Below are 17,385 nucleotides of genomic sequence, written 5' to 3'. Positions count from 1 at the left end.
CGTGGTCAACACCTCGGCACGGCTGCTGCGGCTGCTGTCTTTGCTGTCAACGCGGCAGTCCTGGACGTGCGCTGATCTTTCCGCCCAGCTGGAGATCACCGAACGGACGGTTCGCCGGGACATCGCCCGGCTACGTGAACTCGGCTACGGCATCGAATCGGAGATGGGCCCATGGGGCGGCTACCACCTCGGGCCTGGAACCAGCATTCCGCCACTGATCCTTGACGAGGAGGAGGCCCTCGCGGTCGCTGTCGGGCTGCGCACCGCCGCCTTCAGCGGAGTCTCCGGCAGCGACCAGGCAGCCCTGTCGGCGCTGCTGAAACTACGCCAGGTGCTGCCGGCCAGGATCGCCGACCGGCTCGGCGAGCTGGACGCCGCGTTCACCCACACCGCACGACCCGACGACAGCCAGATCTCCCCCGCACTGCTGCTCGACCTGGCCACCGCGTGCCGGCGAGGCGAACGCACCGAGTTGACCTACCGCGACCGGGCCGGAACGACGTCCACCCGCCGAGTGGACCCCTACCGGCTCATCTACACCGGCCGCCGCTGGTATCTCCTCGCCTACGACCTGACGCGGCAGGACTGGCGCACCTTCCGTACCGATCGCATCATCGATGCCAGAGCCACCGGGCAGGCCACTGCCCTGCCCGACCCGCCAGATCCGGCACAGATGGTCAGCACGGGCGTCGCGCTGAGGCCCTACCCGGTGCGGGTGACCATCCGCCTGGCCGTACCGGCCGATGAGGCCCGCAGGCTGGTACCACTAACGGTCGGCGTCCACCACCCGGACGGCGATGACGCCACGATCATCGACATCGGCGGGCCAGACGCCGACAGCCTGGCCCGCTACCTGCTCAGCCTCGGCCGACCACTCCAGATACTGCACCCAGAAGAGGTCCGCCAGGCATTCCTCACCCGCACACAACAACTCCTCAAGGACAACCAGTGGCACAAACACCCGCCGATAGCTGACACGGCTACCTGCAGTGACGGATGTTGCCGGCCACCATGAAGTGCGACTGCAATCTTGACTGTCTCAATCGAGGGTTCGCCCTGATGCTGAAGTTTTTCGAGCTGGAGGGGCGTTTCCCGCGCCGGGAGGACGTGCCGAAGGCCGCGGTGGACTATGTGGCGGGCAGGTGAAGGTCGATGCGGCGCTGTCGACGGAGACCACCCAGGTGACCGTGACGCGGCTGATCTCCATCGAGGCCGGGGTCGGGATCACCTTGCTGCTCCGGGGGTGAGGAACCGGCGGACAGCCGTCGGCGCTGAGAAGGATCTTGGTCGCAGCGAGTGAGGTCGCTCTTGGTCGTGAAGGTTCTTCAGCGCGTTGCCCGGTCGCGGCGTCGGCGGGCGGCGCGGATCTCGGCGTCGGCGACCTTATCGTCGAGCAACGCGTACAGCTGGGTGGTTTCGGTGGAGGCGTGGCCGAGGCGGCGGCGGACGGCCTCGATGGACACCCCGGCGTTGATGAGTTCGGTGGCGTGGGCGTGGCGCAGCTGGTGGATGTCGATCTCGACGCGTGCGGCGGTGCAGTAGCCCTGCCAGCGGTGGTGGGCGGCGTCGTAGGACAGGGGCCCGCCGTAGCCGTTGATGGAGGCGCGAAACAGCGGCCCGGCGGTGTAGTCGGCGCGGGCTAGGTAGAGCTTGAGCAGGGCGACGTAGCCGCGGTCGTCCAACAGGACGGTGCGCACGCTGCCGCCTTTGCCGTGGATGCGGACGTGTTCGTCGTCCATACGCAGGTCGAGGTCTTCGACGTACAGGCCGCACACTTCGGCGGCGCGGGCGCCGCAGACGTAGGCGGTCTCGAACAGCGCCCGGTCGCGCAGCCGGTCCAGTGGCAGGTCCTTGCGCGGCCGCCGCGAGCAGATCGCGGCCAGGACCTTGGCGACGTCGGCGGCCGCGGCCGGGCGGGGCAGCGTCTTGGGCACCTTGATGGTGTCGATGCGGTCCATGGGGTTGGCGTCGAGCAGGTCGTGCCTGACGGCCCAGCGGCAGAAGGAGGCGATCGCGGCCCGCTTGCGCTTGCGGGTGGCGGCCGACAACTGGCCGAGGTCGGCGAGGAAGGCCCGGATGGGCGCGGCGCTCAGCTCGCCGAGCTCGCCGTCGCAGTAGGCGGTGAACTGCAGGAGGTCGCCGCGGTAGGCGCGGATCGTCTGGCCGGAGGCGCCGGCGTTGCGCTTGTCGGTGAGGAAGTCGTCCAGGTGCGTGGCGAGCGGATGGCCGCGGCCGAGCTGCTCGGCGATCACCTCGTTCACGCCGTCGTCCTCCATCGCCTGTGTAGTTGCCAGATAACCGGGAAACGAAGCCTGAGTGCCGGAAGCGCTCCGCCCAGCTCGCGCCTGGTCTGTGATCGCTATCTTGCCAGATAACGAAGGTTATCCCGCAACCGTGCGGGAGCCTAGCGTCTTGGGAGCACAGCTCGCCATCAGGCGACCTCGTCGTCGATCTCGTGAAGTCGCGAGATTGAACTACTCAACCCACCCACCGACCACTGACACCGTTTCGACGGCCCGGCGCCCGAGCCTATGCGATGGAACGGGAACGTACGCCAAGTCGCTTCACCGCTCCCATGAAATCGGACATGATCGTCATCGAGATGGCTCGCCGTCGAGAACGAGGACAGTCAGACCGTTCAGCCGCACCTCAACGCGACGGTCGGGCGCGCCCGCTCGTTCACCGCCGGCGCTGGCTGCTGTCTCGCCCTTGCCGATCGGGCGGACATCCGGCACTGCGAATGATCCGTCTAGGACGTCGCGGAAGGCACTCAGTGTGTTCTTTGCCCGGAGCCTCGACAATTCGTCGTTATAGGACGTAGTTCCGGCTTTGTCGGCGTATCCGGTGATGGACATGGTGCTGCTGGGCGAGGTGAGGAACGGCCTCCAGAGTGCCGATACGATCCTGACTCGCTGGCGGGCCGCCGAAGTGAGCAGCGCGCTGTCGAAGCAGAAGTGGACGTCGCGGAGGCCGCCGCCTCGAACGGCGAAGAGAGGGTCTTCGTCGGGCTGCGTAAGATCCGGGATGTCCAGCCGTTCGGTTGCCGATGTCCAGCCGATCACAGCGTCCAGCCCGATACTTCCCCCGACGCCCTTCAGGGTCCACTTCCGGGGGTCGATTCGTTCGTTCGTCTCGAATTCGATGAGGGTGGACAGCTCTGGGCCCGCCGCGAGCACGGTCAACGGCGGAAGCAGCCCGGAGCCGTAGATGAGGAGGAACCCGGCGCTCAACTGCGCCGCAACCACCCCAGCTCTGACGCCGACACCAGCCTTGCCCTGCTCAATCCGCCCGACGAAGTCGCTTTGCGCCCAGGGCAGCACAGATGTGGCCCGGCCTCGGAAATCGTCGATCCCGATCTTCGCAGAGCCACCGAAGCTGAAGAACCATACCCTGAGCGTGATCGGGTTCGGCCATGCCGTCGGCTCGACCTGCCGAACGGACATCTCCCCGAGGCCCCCACCCAAGCCCGCCGCCGCCCCCCCGAGTTCGAGATCGATGTCGTAGACGTACGTACCAACCTTGCCCCGCGACGGCTTGACGCCGACGACCGAGTCTCCGCCAATCGGGCGCTCGGCGATCTCGGCGAGCATTTGGATCCAATCAAGGCAACTCTGGTAACGGTTGCCGTTGCTGAAGCCGATCTGCGAGAGCGTCCGCCGGACGATCGTGCGCGCCAGCAGGAAATCGCTGCGATGCACGCCGTTCACCGGATCTGCGACCGTCTTGTCGACGAACCGCTCAAGCTTCTCGATCAGATCGTCGCGAGGCGAGTCGTCGACCGACCGGTGTCCAGTGACCTCGGCGGCCCGGCGGACCAGCTCGATGAATTCCGTCGAGCTAAATTGCTGGCGAAGGAAGGCGGCCTGACCCTGTGACAGGGGCAGGTGTTCGTGCCGGCACAGGTATAGCCCCATGTTCACGCTGGGCAGGGATGCCTTGGTGAGGTCGAGCGCGCGGCTGATGCTCTGGACCGTAGGGGGAAACACGGTCGAGCGAGATTCCACCCGGTGCGCCACGACGAACTGTCCACCGGAACTCTCGGCGAACTCCAGGCCGGCATCGCGGATCCGGAGGAGGTATCGTCGCTCGACGTGCTCCCTGTCCACCACGAAGAAGTCGCCCTGGGCATCGAGATCGCCCGCAAAGAAACTCACGGTCCGATCGGTTGCCGGGACGAAGGGGCTGGCGAAGCGTGACAGGCTGAACTCGACATGCCGACCTGCTTGATTGAGCACGAGCGCGCCCAATGCCCGAGTTTGCCCCGGGCTCGTGTATTCATATCGGCCTGTGAGGCCGCCTGGGGCGTGTTCGGGCTCGGGTGTCGCTGTCTTGTTCTCCCCACGGCCGACGCAAACGGCGGGTCCATCCTGCTCCGGCGGCTTTGACGGCGCCCTGAGTTTCGCCGTCACCCCCTCGCGTAGCTCCCTCCATTGATCGGCAAACCAGTGGCCTTGGGGGACGGGGCAGTAACCGCGTTCCTCACCGAAGGCGGCGAAATAGGCGAAGTCTGTGAGCAGATTCACGTCCCGGACGCCGAGATCGATCGCCCGCTGGACCCGTTGGAGAGCCGAGAAATAGGACAGAGTCGCCTGGGTGTCGAGCTCGGCCCTGACTTGAGGCGACAGCTTGTCGAGCCTTTTGTCCCATAGGGCCTTGCATCGGGGGGTGACGGCTTCTGCGAGTCCGCCACTTGGACGAGCAGAGGATGTGGGGCGCAGCAGGGCCTGACCAGGCGGCATCCGGCCGGACGGGTCAAGGATCCTTCTGGCGAACCGGTCGGCGGGGGAATGCGGGATGGCGCCGCCCTCGGTCACAATGGCGTACAGGCCGGGTCCACACCGTTCCGATCGGATTCGGGACGGGCCAAGGGCCGTATGCGGCACGAGGCGTGGGTCGGCGATCACCGCGACATGTCCGAGGCCGGGCTCGCCCAGGGCGACCCGCACCAGAAGATCCCCAGCCTCGAGCGCCAGGCCCGGCGCTTCACCTGGGCGCGCGAGGACGTCGAACGAGGTGTCGATCCAGGTTGAGCTGTGTCCGCCGCGCAAAAGATCCCGATACAGCATGTCGGGACTCAAGGAATGCGGGACGGCTGCGTCGATCTTGGCATCCATGGTTGTCTCCGTTCGCGCAAGGTCGGACAGCGCCTCCACCGCACCGGCGGTGTCCAGGTAGCCGGTCCCCGACCTTCCTGCGGCGTCGTCGGCCACGGGCTGCGCGGTGCGCATGAGCAAGGCGCGGATCTCTACGGCTGTCAGGTTCGGAGCACCCTGCAGGCACAGAGCGGCCGTCCCGGTGACGTGCGGCGCGGCCATGCTCGTCCCGGACTTGCAGGTCAGTAGCCCAGAACTGCCGGTACCGTCAGGCGGAGCCGAACGTGCCGCGATGACGCGTACGCCGGGAGCGACCAGGTCGGGTTTGGCCCTGCCGTCTCGTGTCGGTCCGGCACTGCTGAACGCGGCCAGTTCCCGTGTGGCGGAGTGGGCGTCGTAGGCGCCGACGACGAGCGGAAGGTGGCCGTTGGCGATCGTCCCCGTCGTGGAGGTGCGGTCGACGTCCGCCTCGTCGAAGCGAGTCTGGCAATGAGCGCACGATTGGTCGCGTTCCAGCCAGGCGTGGAAGGTCCCGTAGCGGACGTTCAGCGCCCGGAGCCTGATCCTCCACCCACCCGCTTGTGCCCCCGGGTAGAGGAAGACCTCGATGTGGTTGGAGTGGTTGTTGGGGTCGAGGTAGCGGTGGTAAATGCGCCCGACGACGCGATCGTCGTCAGTGATGTCCGCTTGTTCGCGCAGCCGGACCCAGCGTGTGGGCTGCCCGGCCGGGGAGGCGACCTGGACATCGAACTCATCCTCCCCGCTGTACCAGATCTCCAGTTCGTTGGGCGTGACGTCGTCTTCTTGGGTGATCATGGTCAGGGTGCGGATCTGTTGCTTTTCGACGCGTCCAGTGGAGTGGGCGCAGGCGTCGAAGTAGTTTCCCGCGCTGGAGGCAATAAAGCGTCCGGGAGCCGCCCGGAGGAGGTGGTCGAGCGCTTGCTCCAAGATCGTCGTACCGTCGTGTGGGCCGCCCTGTGTCCCCACCGATATGTTGATCACCCACGGCTGCAGGGCAGCGGTACGTGCGATGAAATCGATCCCCTCGAGGATCCTTACGCTATCCCCGATGTTGGCCAGCCCGGATGTGCCACGATCGGCGAGGTGCACGAAGACGAGATCGGCCTCGGGGGCGACGCCGACGGGGCCGCCAGCCTGCCCGTTGCCCGCGGCAATGTCCATGACATGGGCGCCGTGTTCGGCGTCGGTCGGGCGGTATCCCAATGCGTCGTAGGGATCCATGGTTTGAAGGGCATCGTCGATCTGCCGCCGAGTGTGCAGGACTCCGTACCCGTACGGCTGCGGCGCGTCGGGCGATGCTGGCCCGCGCTGGTCCCATAGGGCCAGGATCCGGGTCGATCCGTCACGGTTCTTGAAGTTCGGGTGGTCGAAGTCGCAGCCCCAGTCGACGAAGCCGATGATGACACCCGCGCCCGTCAGCGCCAGACCCGGCGGACGGCGCACGTCCTCGTGGGTGACGCTCTTGACAAGCTCGGGCCCGTACGGCTCCGCCTCGGGGCCGAGCCATCGAGCCGCCTTGAGGCTCACCACGTTCCGGTCCTGGCGGGTGCTCAGAATAGAGCTGGCGGGCAGGCGGCACGTCATGATGTCGCCGTCACCGAAGCGCGAGACGATGCGGACATTCCTGACAGCCTGGTCCGGCCAGCGGAGGCGGATGAGGGCTTCGACCTCGCGGTCGTCACGGTCGATGTCGGAGCGGAGCAGTTCCCAGAGTGCCGGGTCCATGTCGTGGAACCCGGGCCTATGCGACCTCGACCGTCTTGCGGCCTGGGACACCATCGGACTTAGCCGTGATCAGGACCGGCCCGGCGCTTACGCCTGTGACCTTCCCGGTAATCGGGTCCACCTTGGCAATCTTGGGGTCGCGCGACTCCCAGGCGAAGACGACACCGTCGATGGATCTTCCCCTGTCGTCGAGAGCGTCGGCGATGAACATCATCTCGCCCTTTACCGCGATCTTGGCGGTCCCCGAGATCTCGACCTTACGGATAATCGACTCGACCTCGATCGGTATCTGCTGTCGCACGCCCGCGGAGGTCGCTGTGATGACGGCCGTGCCTGCGCTCACGCCGATGACGTTGGTGGTTGGACCGCTCAACGGACTCACCTTCGCGACCGCATCGTTGCTCGACTCCCAGGTGAAGACCGTTCTGTCGATGCGCTTGCCGTTCTCGTCCTGCGCGTCCGCCGTTAACAGCGACTGCCGCCCCGCGACGATTGTCGGGACGTTGGGGACTGCGATCCGCTGCACCTGCTTCGGCCGCAGGCGGTCTCCCGCGATCGCCAGTCCGGCGATGAGAAGGCCCCCGATCACCCGCGGATCGCGGACGATCGCCATGGCGCCGCTTCCTCGCTCTTCCGACGATAAGAAGACGAGGGGGGCGAACCTGAGTGCCGCCTGGGTGTAGGGACCGCTTCCCACGACCTGTGGGAACGACTGCTGGAACTGACTCAGGGCAGCGGTGGCGAGCGTTGTGTAATCGGATCTGGTGATGCGATTGCTCTGCCTCTGCAGGGCGCTTTTCATGGCGCTGTCCAGATTCAGGTCGCGGACAGCAACCTGGGTCTGCCGCACCGCCTTCTGTGCGGTGTGTACGGGGCCGCGCCGTCTTCTGGCCCGCTGGTTCCTCGCCCTCGCTAGCGCCTCCAGCCTCCGGCGCCGTAGGGCGAGCTGGCGCGCCTTGGCGCGTCTCCTGCGGACGGCGGGGGACGCCGCTTCCTCTTCGTCGTCGTAGCTCTCGGCGTCGTCCCCGTCGTCCAGATAGTCCTCCGCGCTCTCCTCGCCTCCGAACAGGTCGATGGCTTCGGAGTCGCCGTCGTCGAGCCAGCTGTCAGACATCGCCATTCTCCTTCTGATGCTTCGAAATGGTCTTCACGGCCGGATACACGTACGTCGTGAACAGCTGCTGATCGGGAAGGACCCACCCGGGCGTCCCGGCTCCTTCGCACAGAGGGCATTTACCGTCCTGCCCCCAGCAGTCACAGGCGCCGACGGCGGCCGCGAACGTGCTGTTTCTGCCGATCAGCATCTCGTGCTCCACTGGCCCGTCCGCGGCGACCATGCGGGCGAGGCGGCCGCCCAGTGCCGTCGCCACCAGCGACTCGGGGGGTGTATCGCTATCGGCGAAGACACCGTCGCGCGCTAGCTGGTCGAGAATCTGCTGCAGGATCGTCTCGACGAACCCCATGGGATTGGCCATCACACGCTGGACCAGGACGCCGAGGCTCATGGTCTGTTGCACCGTCATAGCAGGTGTCTCGCTTCCGCCAGAGACTCGTTCTCGGCATCGAGCAGCGCCGCATACAACGCCCGGGCACGGTCGGCGGGGACCGCTGGATCCACGCCGAGGTAGTCTTCTGCGTCGCGCAGGTAAGCGGGCATCTCCTGGCTGTCCCGCAGGAGTTCGTCGGCGTCGGCAACGGCCTGGCCGGCGAGCGTGCTGAGCAGGCTCGCGTACGCACCGACTGGATGTCCGCCGATGGATTTGCGTCCCTCCTTCCCCATCGCCAGGGCGAGCAGGCTCTTGAGCATGCTGCGGTTCTCGAGGAGCACGACCAGCATCCGGGCGGCTTCGGAGCCCTCGGCGACCGAACGCTTCGCAGGCTGGGGCTGGCCGGCCTTCGCCTTTGCTGGCAGGGAGTTGGCCACCACCTTGCCGAGTCCCTGGCCGACCGCAGTACCTACGACCGGACCTCCGATGGCAGTGCCGATCGCTCCGCCCGCGATCGGCAGGGAGGTCTTGGCCAACTGCCCGACAGCGGGATTGGCCAGCGTCTGCGCCGCGCCCTTCTCGATCCGGCTCAGTACATTGCCCAGGCTCAACGCCTCCGCCGCCGTCATCGAGTCGAAGACGTTGAGCAGCGCCTCGTCCATCTCCTCCGGGCTCGCATCGTCGTAATCCTCGACCAGCGACTCGCGGAGTACCTCCCCAAGGTCTACGAAGTCAGCTTCGTTGAGATACTCCTCCAGCAGGTCCAGGTCGTCCTGGTCATCACTCTCATTCATCTCACTCGCTCCGAGGTTGTGGACTGGGCCCGTCGCGGGAAACGTAGGCAGGGTCCGTCACCACGCCGTCACCCCGACGCTGGTTGGGTGACGCCACGGTGACACGTCCCGGACAGGCTGCGATCCGTGGCGGAATCGACCACGAGGAACGAGGGCCACGACATGACGACAACGGCCGCTCGCACGCCGCACCGCGTCCGCATCAACCTGCTCGGTGGGTTCTCCGTGATCGCCGACGGAGAACCCTGCGCCGTGGCGGAAGGATCCCAGCGCCTGCTCGTCTACCTCGCGCTCCGTGAACGCCCTCAAGCCCGCACCGCCATGGCCGCCTCGTTGTGGCCGGACAAGACCGACGGCCGCGCGTGCGCCAACCTCCGCTCATCCCTGTGGCGGCTGCCGGCGCCAGGCGGGGTCCCGCTCGTGCGCGCGGCCAATGCGAACCTGCAGTTGTCGGAACACCTCGACGTCGACGTCAAACTGGCCGAGGGCGCCGGCTGGGCTCTGGTCCGCGACCCCGCCGGCTCCGTCGACGATGTCGACTCCACGCTCTTCTTCCTCGAACTGCTGCCCGGCTGGTACGACGACTGGGTCGTCTTCGAACGCGAGCGACTGGCCCAGCTTCAGTTCCACTTCCTGGAGGCGCTCGCCGACGCACTGGTCGCGCACCACCACCTCGCGCAGGCGCTCGACATCGCGCTGCGCCTCGTCCGCGCGGATCCGCTCCGAGAAGGCAGCCAACGAGCGCTGCTGGGCGTCTATCTCGCCGAGCGGAACATCGGCCAGGCCCAAAGGCAGCTCACGGCGTACCGCAGGCTCATCAACAACACGTTCGGCTGCGACCCCTCACCGGGACTGATCGCCATGGCCACGCAGTCCCGCTAGCGGGCCCATCAGACCTCCTGCAGCCACCGATCAACGATCGCCAGCACCCCCTCGGGGTCGGTGGCCGCCCCGCGTTCCGAATGCTGACCGTAGACGACATCGGGCGACCACGTCACCGTGGCACGAAACGCACCATCCTCACGCCAAACCTTCACTACCAGCATCGCGGTCGATCTGGGCGGGTCTCCTGACATGCGTCCACGATCGCTCAGTGCCGTCGCCTGCCCGTCACACGCCAGGTCGACCGCTAAGTCAGGCGGTAGGCAGCGCTGATCGAATGGCTGGCCAGCGACATCCGCCCGATGGTGCTAACCGATAAGAAATACCGGCCGCACGGCCCGCCAGTTCACTTCACCATCGCAGCGCCTCGGACAGCGACGCGTCGGCGCCGAACTCGGCGGCCAGCGCGCGCAACGCGATCGCGTACGCCTTGGCGGTGTTGCGGTTGGCGATCGTGCGCAGGAACGCCTCGACGGCCGTGCCAGCGGTCCGAGGCTGCCGACGAATTCGCTCTGATCTGAGCTTGTTCCTCAAGCTCGGCGCAGCGCTCGCGTCACGCCAGCGGCGATCGTTGTCGCGAGCAGCCACCCAGCGGCAATCAGCGTGTAGGCGAGCCACCGAGTCCAGTCCTGCGGGTTGAAGGCGCTCGCCTGACCGAAATCGATGATGGGAACAAGCAGGTCCAACGCGTAGATCACCGCGCTGAAGGGCGGATGCTCGCCCGCCTTTAGCGGCGGTGGCTCGGTGGCCGAGAAAGCGACGGTGCCGAGCGCGAAGAGCAGCAGGAGCCAAGAGGCCGCCCGGAGCGGGCGATAGCCGTACCCGACGGTGGCGTCCTGCAGATAGCCCCACCATCGCGAGTACCACGGCAGGCTCACCCGCCTGCGCTGGTGGCTGGCCAAGAGGGTGTTCCGCGCGTCGATGTCGTTGCCGAGGCGCCGGTACATCGCAGCCAACTGCTCGTAGGCGTTGGGTATGTAGCCGTCGGGGTCGCCGCTGAGCCAATCCAGGCGGGGCGCGGCAGGCAACATCGGCTCCAGGACGTCGTACGTCAGGCCGTCTCGGTGCATCTGCGTCGGCCAGGTGCTGGGGTCGTCGCGGAACACCCCTGTCCGCGCGTGCCGAAGATCGACGGCGCCCTCGATCGGCGCCCGCGTCCGCATGACCAGCTCGCGGGTCTCCAGGCCCCAGCACTTGAGAGCCAGGTCGCCGGGTGCCTGGACCGAGGCGTTCGCAAAGCATAGGGCGCTGCCGACGCGGGCGTTGGTAAGTGTGATCCGGCCCTGAGAGGTGAATCCGTCACAGAGGTTGAGGACCTTGCCCACGGTGATGCCGTCCGCGATCAGCGTGGCCCCGCCGGGATTGGTCATCGTGGCACCCTCGAAGTGCGCCGAACCGCTGATCGACGCGTCGAGCAGGCTGATCTCGCCCTCACTTGTCAGCCGTTGGCGCGCATGCAGGGCTCCGTCGACCACCATCCCGGTGGCGTCGAGGGCCACTCCATCGGGGTTGCGTAGGACGGCGCCGTCCAGGTTGAACATGCGGCCTGCGGTCGCACCCTCCAACCGGATCTGTCCCTTCGCTTGGAGCCGCGATAGGAAGATTCCGCCCTCGGCAACGATCCCTGCCCCCCGGATCGCTAGGCCGCCGGGATTGTCTATGAGGGATCCGGTGAAGGTGAGCGGGCCCTTGAAGCGGGCGAAGCGTAGGCTGACCTCCCCGGAAACCGTGACTGAGCGGGCGAACATCCCGACCTCCGCAGTGATGTTGGAGGCCTCTAGCGCGGTGCCACCGGGCGCGCTGAGCTCGGCGCCCTCAAGGTCGAGCGCGGCACCGATCCGGGCGGCGTTGAGCACCATCTCACCCACCGAGCTGAATCCGTCGCGACCGTCAAGGCTCCCGTCGACGGTCAGGTGCTCGGCGTGGAGCGTGAATCCCGACGGGTTGGTCAGCCGGGTACCGTCGAGGATCACGTTCCCGGTGATATGACCGCCCGCGAGCCGTACCTCTCCGTTGACCTGGCTCTCGGTGAGGCGTAGATCGCCCTCGGTCCGGACATTGGCCGCCCAGAGTCCGGGTAGCTCGCAACCACTCAGGCTCAGGATGCGCAGGCGCGCCCAATTGAGGTCTGGCGTCTGCTCGAACACGCAGTCCCAGAACATCAGCGGGAAGGCGACCTCGGCGGAGTACAGGTGGAGCTCGCCGGTGATCCGGGCGCCGATCAATTGCAGCGCCGGCCTGTCAGCGGCGAAGTCACCAGTGAGGAACCCGGCCAGCACCTCACCCCGCACCACGCTACCCGCATCTTTGGCAGCGCCAACCGCACCCCCCGCGCCTCCCAGTGCTCCGCCTGGCGACAGGTCGACAGGCTGGCCATGGGGCAGCGCGGCGCGGACGGCGAGTTCAGCGTCGTTGAGATCCACGCCGATATCGTGAGCGTCGCCGCCCGCGCTGTCGATACGTCAGGCGTCGATGTGGTCCTGCAGCAGCGCCTCGCCGGTCTCGGAATTTCGCTCGGGATTAGGGCGAACCCTGGAAGCGCTCACCTGAGACCTGTCACAGTCGTTAAACGCGTATGCCTGATTCGGGTCGACGACGGTAGGCGGGCAGCGGGACGCGAGAGCGCGCCAGGGCACGGGCGAAAGTCAACGGCCTCTCCGCGATCTCACCATCGTGGTCCGTGACCTGGCCGTTTCACACCGCCGCGGTCGAGGCGACCGTTTCGCCTGACCATGCCGAGAGGTAACGGCTTCGCTACTTTCGGTCCTACTCGCGCCGGTCCGGGAGCACTCTGGAGGCATGTCGAAGACGGCGCCTGAGAGGGAGCAAGCGGCGGGTTCACGGCTGTGGCGCGGCGTGGCGATCACCGCGCTCGTAGTGCTGGCGGTCTCGCTGGTGGCGGGGCTGCTGTGGTTCTTTGCCGATCCGCTGCATCTGCCCGCGGACGTGCTGACGGTGCTGGATCAGCGGGCCAGCGTGGTGGGCATGCTCGCCGGCGTGGGGATCGGCGTGGCCGGGCTGGTGATCGCCCTGATGGCGCCACACGCCCAGGCGCGCGCCGAGCGCACCCCGCCGGCACCCATCGCCGCGCCTGACGCGCCAGCCGATGAGCAGACATCGCCTCAGGTGTCGGCCGAAGGCGAGCGGTCGATCGCCATCGGCGACAACGCCGGCATCGCCTCGACCGGTGACGGGGTCAGGAACGTGCAGATGCGGGCGCAGGTCTCAGGACAGGGCCGGGTGTACCAGTCCGGCGGCGACCAGACCATCAACGAGCGATGACCACACCGTCGGCCGATCCTCCCGAGCCGCCGCCGAACATCCGGTTGCAGGGCAGCGCCGGTGAGCAGAGCCGGTTGTACCAGGCGGCTCGTGACCAGACCGTCAACCAGACCGTCAACCAGGTACCCAGCAGGACCCGCGGCGGCCGCTGCCTGAGGCCGGCACCGTCCAGGCTCCCGTCGGGCTGGCCGGGCTGCCGCGCCGTCCGGCCGCGACCTTCGTCGGCCGCGATACGGCACTGACCGCCTTACGTCAGACACTGCAGGACGGAATAGGGCCCGGTGTGATCAGTCAGGCCGTACTCGGGCTGGGCGGCGTCGGCAAGAGCGAACTGGCCCTGCAATACGCCCACCGCCACCGCGCCGAGTACCGGCTGGTGTGGTGGATCGACGCCGACGACCCGGAGCAGATCCGCTCCGGCCTGGCCGCCCTGGCCCGGGCGCTGGCCTGCGGGATCGACTCGGTGGCCGCCGAGCAGGCCACCGCGCAGGAGGCCGCCGCCTGGGCGCTGAGCTGGCTGGCCACCCACCCGGGCTGGCTGGTCATCTTCGACAACGTCGAAGAAGTCAGCTATGTCGAGCCGTACCTGGCCCGCCTGGCCCACGGTCGAGTACTGATCACCACCCGCCGCGACATCGGCTGGCATCACCTGAACATCACCTCAATTCGCCTGGAACTGCTGACCCGGCCTGCTGCTATCGCCCTGCTGGCCGACCTGATCGGTCCCCCGGACTCCGCCGACATCCACGCACTGGAGGACCTGGCCGAACAGCTGGGCGATCTGCCGTTGGCCCTGACCCAGGCCAGCGCCTACATCGCCCGCACCCCCCGCATGTCGCTGACCAAATACTTGGACCTGGTGAAGACCATCCCCGCCCGGATGTACGCGGCCGCCCCTCCCGCGAGTGATGCCGAGCGTGTGGTGGCCAAGGTGTGGTCGCTCAGCCACGCGCGCATCCAGGCCATCAACCCGCTGGCCAGCCACGTGCTGAACGTGCTGGCCTGCTTCGCCCCCGACAACCTGCCCTGTGCTGTCCTAACTGGCCTCCACGACGCCGACGAGCTACAGGTGGATTAGGCGCTGGCGCTGCTGGCCTCCTACAGCCTGATCACCCTCACCACCGGCCCAGGCCAAGTCGCCGCAGGCGGTCACGGTGAGGACCTGGTCAGCGTGCACCGGCTCATCCAGGCCGTCACCATGCACCAGCTCACTCCCGAGCAGCGCAACCACGTCCGCAGTACTGCCGCTGACCTGGTCCTGGCCGCGCTCCCCAAGGCTACAAGCACGATCAACTGGCCCGTCTACCGAATGCTCCTGCCGCACGCCCGAAACGTGCTGCCGTTGGACTCACCCGGTTTGGAATTTCTGACCACCTATCTCAGTGTCACCGGCGACTACAGAATCGCCGTCGATCTGCAGCAACAGATCCACACCCATGTGATGACAACGCTGGGCACCGAGCATCCCCGCACCCTGACTACCTGGTACGACCTCGCCTGCTGGATGGGGGAGGTGGGAGATGCGGCCGGCGCCCGCGACCAATTCGCCGCCCTGCTCCCCATTCAAGAACGCGTTCTGGGCGCCGAGCATCCCTATACCCTGACCACCCGTCACAATGTCGCCTGCTGGATGGGGGAGGTCGGGGATGCGGCTGCCGCCCGCGACCAATTCGCCGCCCTGCTCCCCATCCGCGAGCGTGTCCTGGGCGTCGAGCACCCCCGCACCCTGACCACCCGGGGCCAACTCGCTCATTGGACGGGAGAGGCGGGGGATGAAGCCGCCGCCCGCGACCAATTCGCCGCCCTGCTCCCCATTCAAGAACGCGTTCTGGGCGCCAAGCACCCCCGCACCCTGAAGACCCGGCGTCGACTCGCTCACTGGACGGAGAAGGCAGAGCATGCAAAGTCGAGCGATGCTTGACCTCTTCATTTAACGATCGTTTTTTGAAGATCTTGAAGCTGCCGCTCCAGAGCCTCGAAATCCCTTCAAAAACTCCTTCAACAACCCCAGCGGTTCAACAACCTCAGAACACCGTTTGTTGAGAGAATGACTGGCGTGACCGACGCCCCGCATCTGCCCGCTGACCCGCTGGCCGCCTTCCCCGCCCACCGCAGCGAGATCCGCATCGGCTACGCCCGCGTCTCCACCGCCGGGCAGAACCTCGAACGCCAACTCGACGCCCTCAAGGCTGCCGGCTGCCGACGTGTCTTCGCCGACAAGAAGTCCGGCAAGAGCGCCGAGCGGCCCGAGCTGGCGGCCTGCCACGCCTTCCTGAACGAGGGCGACACTCTGGTCGTGCCCTCCCTCGACCGCTACGGCCGCTCCCTTGCCGACCTCATCACCATGGTCGGCGAGCTCCGCAGACGCGAGATCGGCTTCACCTCACTGCACGAGAACCTCGACACCACCACCCCAGGCGGCCGCCTCATCTTCCACGTCTTCGCCGCCCTCGCCGAATTCATCCGCGAGCTCATCGTCGCCGGTACCCGCGACGGCCTGGCCGCCGCCAAGGCCCGCGGACGCACCGGCGGCCGGCCTACCGTCATCAACCCGGAGATCCTGCGCGCGGCCCGGGACATGCTGCCCAACCCGGAGCACTCCATCACCTCGATCGCCAAGCTGCTGGGAGTCTCGGCGGGGACGCTGTACAACCACATCCCCGACCTACACGAACTGCGCTCCGGTCGCGCCACCCCCACTGCCTGAGCAGCACTCGGAGGCCTGCCATGAGGTTCCGCCAACTCGGCGACCGAGAGAGCGCGCCGCCGCGCCCCTTGAACGTACTGCCATGGTGGATCGTGCTTGTCGGCGTGACCATGGTCATCGCGGCCACGTGGGTATCCACAGCTTGGCTGCTGGCAGAGGCCGACCAAGCCTTACCTCAGGTCAGGGCAGGGCTTCGCATCGATGCCATCCGCACTGGCCTCTCCGTCGCGGCGGCCACCGGTGGCGCCTTTGCGTTGCTGCTCGTGGTCCGCCGGCAATGGCTCAACGAGCGTGCCCAAGCCCACCAGGAGAAGGTCGCTGCATCATCGGAACTCGACGCGGTAGAGCGGCGGATCACCGAGTTGTACACCAAGGCCGCCGACCACCTCGGCAATGAGCAGGCTCCCGTGCGCCTTGCCGGGCTGTATGCGCTCGAACGTCTCGGCCAGACCCACCCCGATCACCGGCAGACCGTCGTCGACGTCATCTGCGCCTACCTACGCATGCCTTTCGCCGGCCCAGCGATCTCCCAGGTCCCGGCAAGACCGCCCGCTGCCGGGCCAGCCTCGGAAGCCGGCCCGCAGCCTGGTGAACATCATCCCCGTCAGGAACTTCAAGTCCGCCTGACCGCTCAGCGCATCCTCACCGAGCACTTGCACGATCTGCGCGAAGGCCAGCGCACGACCCCTGCCAATCCGTCCTTTTGGGCTGGGATGCAGGTAGACCTGACCGGTGCCGTGCTGATCGACTTCGATTTCGGCGGCTGCCATTCCGGGCGTGCGATCTTCGACAAGGCGCACTTCGCTGGCGGAGCCAACTTTGCCTATGCCGAATTCGACACCGATGCCTACTTTGAAAAGGCTCGGTTCGAGGGCAGCAGCGGTCACTTCCACGGGGCGCGGTTCGGCCGCCGTGCGGTCTTCGTCGACGCCGACTTCGGAGGCGAGGAGACCTCTTTCGCCTCCGCCAGCTTCTGTGGCATGACCTTCTTCGAAGGAGCCAAGCTCGAAGGCGGTGTTCGATTCGATGACGCCCGGGCCCTGTTGAACTTCGATACGCGCTGGGGTAGCGAACGGAACTGGCCACCCGGCTGGATCCTGGACGGCGCGCATCGGCACGGTGAGGACTGGGCGATGATCGTCCGAGAGGATCCCCAGAGTCGCAGATAAGCGTGGGGAGTCACCGGTGTCGCGGCGGGGTGTTCTCCCCATGACGGCCTCCGCGTTATCGCAGATGTTCACTCACTATCTGCGATAACGCGGCTCTGCCCATCATGATTGATCAAAGGAGTGAGACCCCGCCATCTGCCGGATCTCGTTCCATCCGATTGCGCACCTGGTACTCCCCGGGTGCCAGCTCTACCGACTGGGCGCGGATCATGCCTGCCACCTCCG

16 protein-coding genes are annotated in these 17,385 nt (G+C 67.0%); 8 read left to right on the top strand and 8 right to left on the bottom strand.

Going from position 1 to position 17,385, the window contains the following annotated elements; translation table 11 throughout:
* Position 1 precedes the first annotated feature (1 nt).
* Positions 2-1,015, top strand: coding sequence for a YafY family protein (locus AB0B91_RS61600; protein WP_358342093.1), 1,014 nt, complete (start codon positions 2-4; stop codon positions 1,013-1,015).
* 310 nt (positions 1,016-1,325) lie between these two features.
* Here the strand turns inward: AB0B91_RS61600 and AB0B91_RS61595 are convergent, their stop codons facing one another.
* The 5 genes from AB0B91_RS61595 to AB0B91_RS61575 form a co-directional block, all read right to left on the bottom strand.
* Entirely contained in the window at positions 1,326-2,261 is a 936-nt protein-coding gene (locus AB0B91_RS61595) for a tyrosine-type recombinase/integrase (RefSeq protein ID WP_358342091.1), read from the bottom strand.
* Positions 2,262-2,594: 333 nt separating this feature from the next.
* On the bottom strand, positions 2,595-6,839 hold the full coding sequence (locus AB0B91_RS61590; RefSeq protein WP_358342089.1) for a S8 family serine peptidase: 4,245 nt from the start codon (positions 6,837-6,839) through the stop codon (positions 2,595-2,597).
* 16 nt (positions 6,840-6,855) lie between these two features.
* Complete coding sequence (locus tag AB0B91_RS61585; RefSeq protein ID WP_358342087.1) at positions 6,856-7,953, bottom strand: Ig-like domain-containing protein; 1,098 nt, start codon at positions 7,951-7,953, stop codon at positions 6,856-6,858.
* Complete coding sequence (locus AB0B91_RS61580; RefSeq protein ID WP_358342086.1) at positions 7,946-8,362, bottom strand: hypothetical protein; 417 nt, start codon at positions 8,360-8,362, stop codon at positions 7,946-7,948. The genes AB0B91_RS61585 and AB0B91_RS61580 overlap by 8 nt, the downstream gene beginning before the upstream one ends.
* Complete coding sequence (locus AB0B91_RS61575) at positions 8,359-9,120, bottom strand: hypothetical protein (protein WP_358342084.1); 762 nt, start codon at positions 9,118-9,120, stop codon at positions 8,359-8,361. Before AB0B91_RS61575 ends, AB0B91_RS61580 begins: the two co-directional genes overlap by 4 nt.
* Positions 9,121-9,246: 126 nt before the next feature.
* Here AB0B91_RS61575 and AB0B91_RS61570 point away from each other — a divergent pair, with 126 nt between their 5' ends.
* On the top strand, positions 9,247-10,002 hold the full coding sequence (locus tag AB0B91_RS61570) for a BTAD domain-containing putative transcriptional regulator (RefSeq protein ID WP_358342083.1): 756 nt from the start codon (positions 9,247-9,249) through the stop codon (positions 10,000-10,002).
* Positions 10,003-10,010: 8 nt separating this feature from the next.
* On the opposite strand, the gene AB0B91_RS61565 is transcribed toward AB0B91_RS61570, so the two are convergent.
* The 3 genes from AB0B91_RS61565 to AB0B91_RS61555 form a co-directional block, all read right to left on the bottom strand.
* Positions 10,011-10,166, bottom strand: a complete 156-nt coding sequence (locus AB0B91_RS61565) for a hypothetical protein (RefSeq protein WP_358342081.1) — start codon at positions 10,164-10,166, stop codon at positions 10,011-10,013.
* A 187-nt stretch (positions 10,167-10,353) separates the two neighbouring features.
* The gene (locus AB0B91_RS61560) at positions 10,354-10,536 is read right to left on the bottom strand and encodes a hypothetical protein (RefSeq protein WP_358342080.1); all 183 of its coding nucleotides are present in this window, start codon (positions 10,534-10,536) and stop codon (positions 10,354-10,356) included.
* Complete coding sequence (locus AB0B91_RS61555) at positions 10,533-12,425, bottom strand: hypothetical protein (protein WP_358342079.1); 1,893 nt, start codon at positions 12,423-12,425, stop codon at positions 10,533-10,535. Before AB0B91_RS61555 ends, AB0B91_RS61560 begins: the two co-directional genes overlap by 4 nt.
* Positions 12,426-12,801: 376 nt before the next feature.
* On the opposite strand from AB0B91_RS61555, the gene AB0B91_RS61550 reads away from it, so the two are divergent.
* The 6 genes from AB0B91_RS61550 (at position 12,802) to AB0B91_RS61525 (ending at position 17,160) form a co-directional block, all read left to right on the top strand.
* Positions 12,802-13,284 (top strand): hypothetical protein, encoded by a 483-nt coding sequence (locus tag AB0B91_RS61550; protein ID WP_358342077.1) that lies wholly within the window; start codon positions 12,802-12,804, stop codon positions 13,282-13,284.
* The gene (locus tag AB0B91_RS61545) at positions 13,281-13,526 is read left to right on the top strand and encodes a hypothetical protein (RefSeq protein WP_358342075.1); all 246 of its coding nucleotides are present in this window, start codon (positions 13,281-13,283) and stop codon (positions 13,524-13,526) included. The genes AB0B91_RS61550 and AB0B91_RS61545 overlap by 4 nt, the downstream gene beginning before the upstream one ends.
* 41 nt (positions 13,527-13,567) lie before the next feature.
* On the top strand, positions 13,568-14,362 hold the full coding sequence (locus AB0B91_RS61540; RefSeq protein ID WP_358342073.1) for an NB-ARC domain-containing protein: 795 nt from the start codon (positions 13,568-13,570) through the stop codon (positions 14,360-14,362).
* A gap of 93 nt (positions 14,363-14,455) precedes the next feature.
* Entirely contained in the window at positions 14,456-15,205 is a 750-nt protein-coding gene (locus tag AB0B91_RS61535; RefSeq protein ID WP_358342071.1) for a tetratricopeptide repeat protein, read from the top strand.
* Positions 15,206-15,340: 135 nt separating this feature from the next.
* Entirely contained in the window at positions 15,341-15,991 is a 651-nt protein-coding gene (locus AB0B91_RS61530; protein WP_358342069.1) for a recombinase family protein, read from the top strand.
* A 110-nt stretch (positions 15,992-16,101) separates the two neighbouring features.
* A complete protein-coding gene (locus tag AB0B91_RS61525; protein WP_358342114.1) occupies positions 16,102-17,160 on the top strand; it encodes a hypothetical protein in 1,059 nt (352 codons plus the stop codon).
* The last annotated feature ends 225 nt before the right edge of the window (positions 17,161-17,385 follow it).

Origin of the sequence: Nonomuraea sp. NPDC049141 (genome assembly GCF_040648415.1) — a bacterium.
Classification (GTDB): Bacteria; Actinomycetota; Actinomycetes; order Streptosporangiales; family Streptosporangiaceae; genus Nonomuraea.
This window is presented reverse-complemented; position numbering and strand designations above follow the sequence as displayed.

Excerpts from the sequence above, each read along its gene's own strand:
- AB0B91_RS61590 (WP_358342089.1), bottom strand. The coding sequence starts at position 6,839 with ATGGACCCGGCACTCTGGGAACTGCTCCGCTCCGACATCGACCGTGAC.
- AB0B91_RS61585 (WP_358342087.1), bottom strand. The coding sequence starts at position 7,953 with ATGTCTGACAGCTGGCTCGACGACGGCGACTCCGAAGCCATCGACCTG.
- AB0B91_RS61580 (WP_358342086.1), bottom strand. The coding sequence starts at position 8,362 with ATGACGGTGCAACAGACCATGAGCCTCGGCGTCCTGGTCCAGCGTGTG.
- AB0B91_RS61575 (WP_358342084.1), bottom strand. The coding sequence starts at position 9,120 with ATGAATGAGAGTGATGACCAGGACGACCTGGACCTGCTGGAGGAGTAT.
- AB0B91_RS61565 (WP_358342081.1), bottom strand. The coding sequence starts at position 10,166 with ATGCTGGTAGTGAAGGTTTGGCGTGAGGATGGTGCGTTTCGTGCCACG.
- AB0B91_RS61550 (WP_358342077.1), top strand. The coding sequence starts at position 12,802 with ATGTCGAAGACGGCGCCTGAGAGGGAGCAAGCGGCGGGTTCACGGCTG.
- AB0B91_RS61545 (WP_358342075.1), top strand. The coding sequence starts at position 13,281 with ATGACCACACCGTCGGCCGATCCTCCCGAGCCGCCGCCGAACATCCGG.
- AB0B91_RS61525 (WP_358342114.1), top strand. The coding sequence starts at position 16,102 with ATGGTCATCGCGGCCACGTGGGTATCCACAGCTTGGCTGCTGGCAGAG.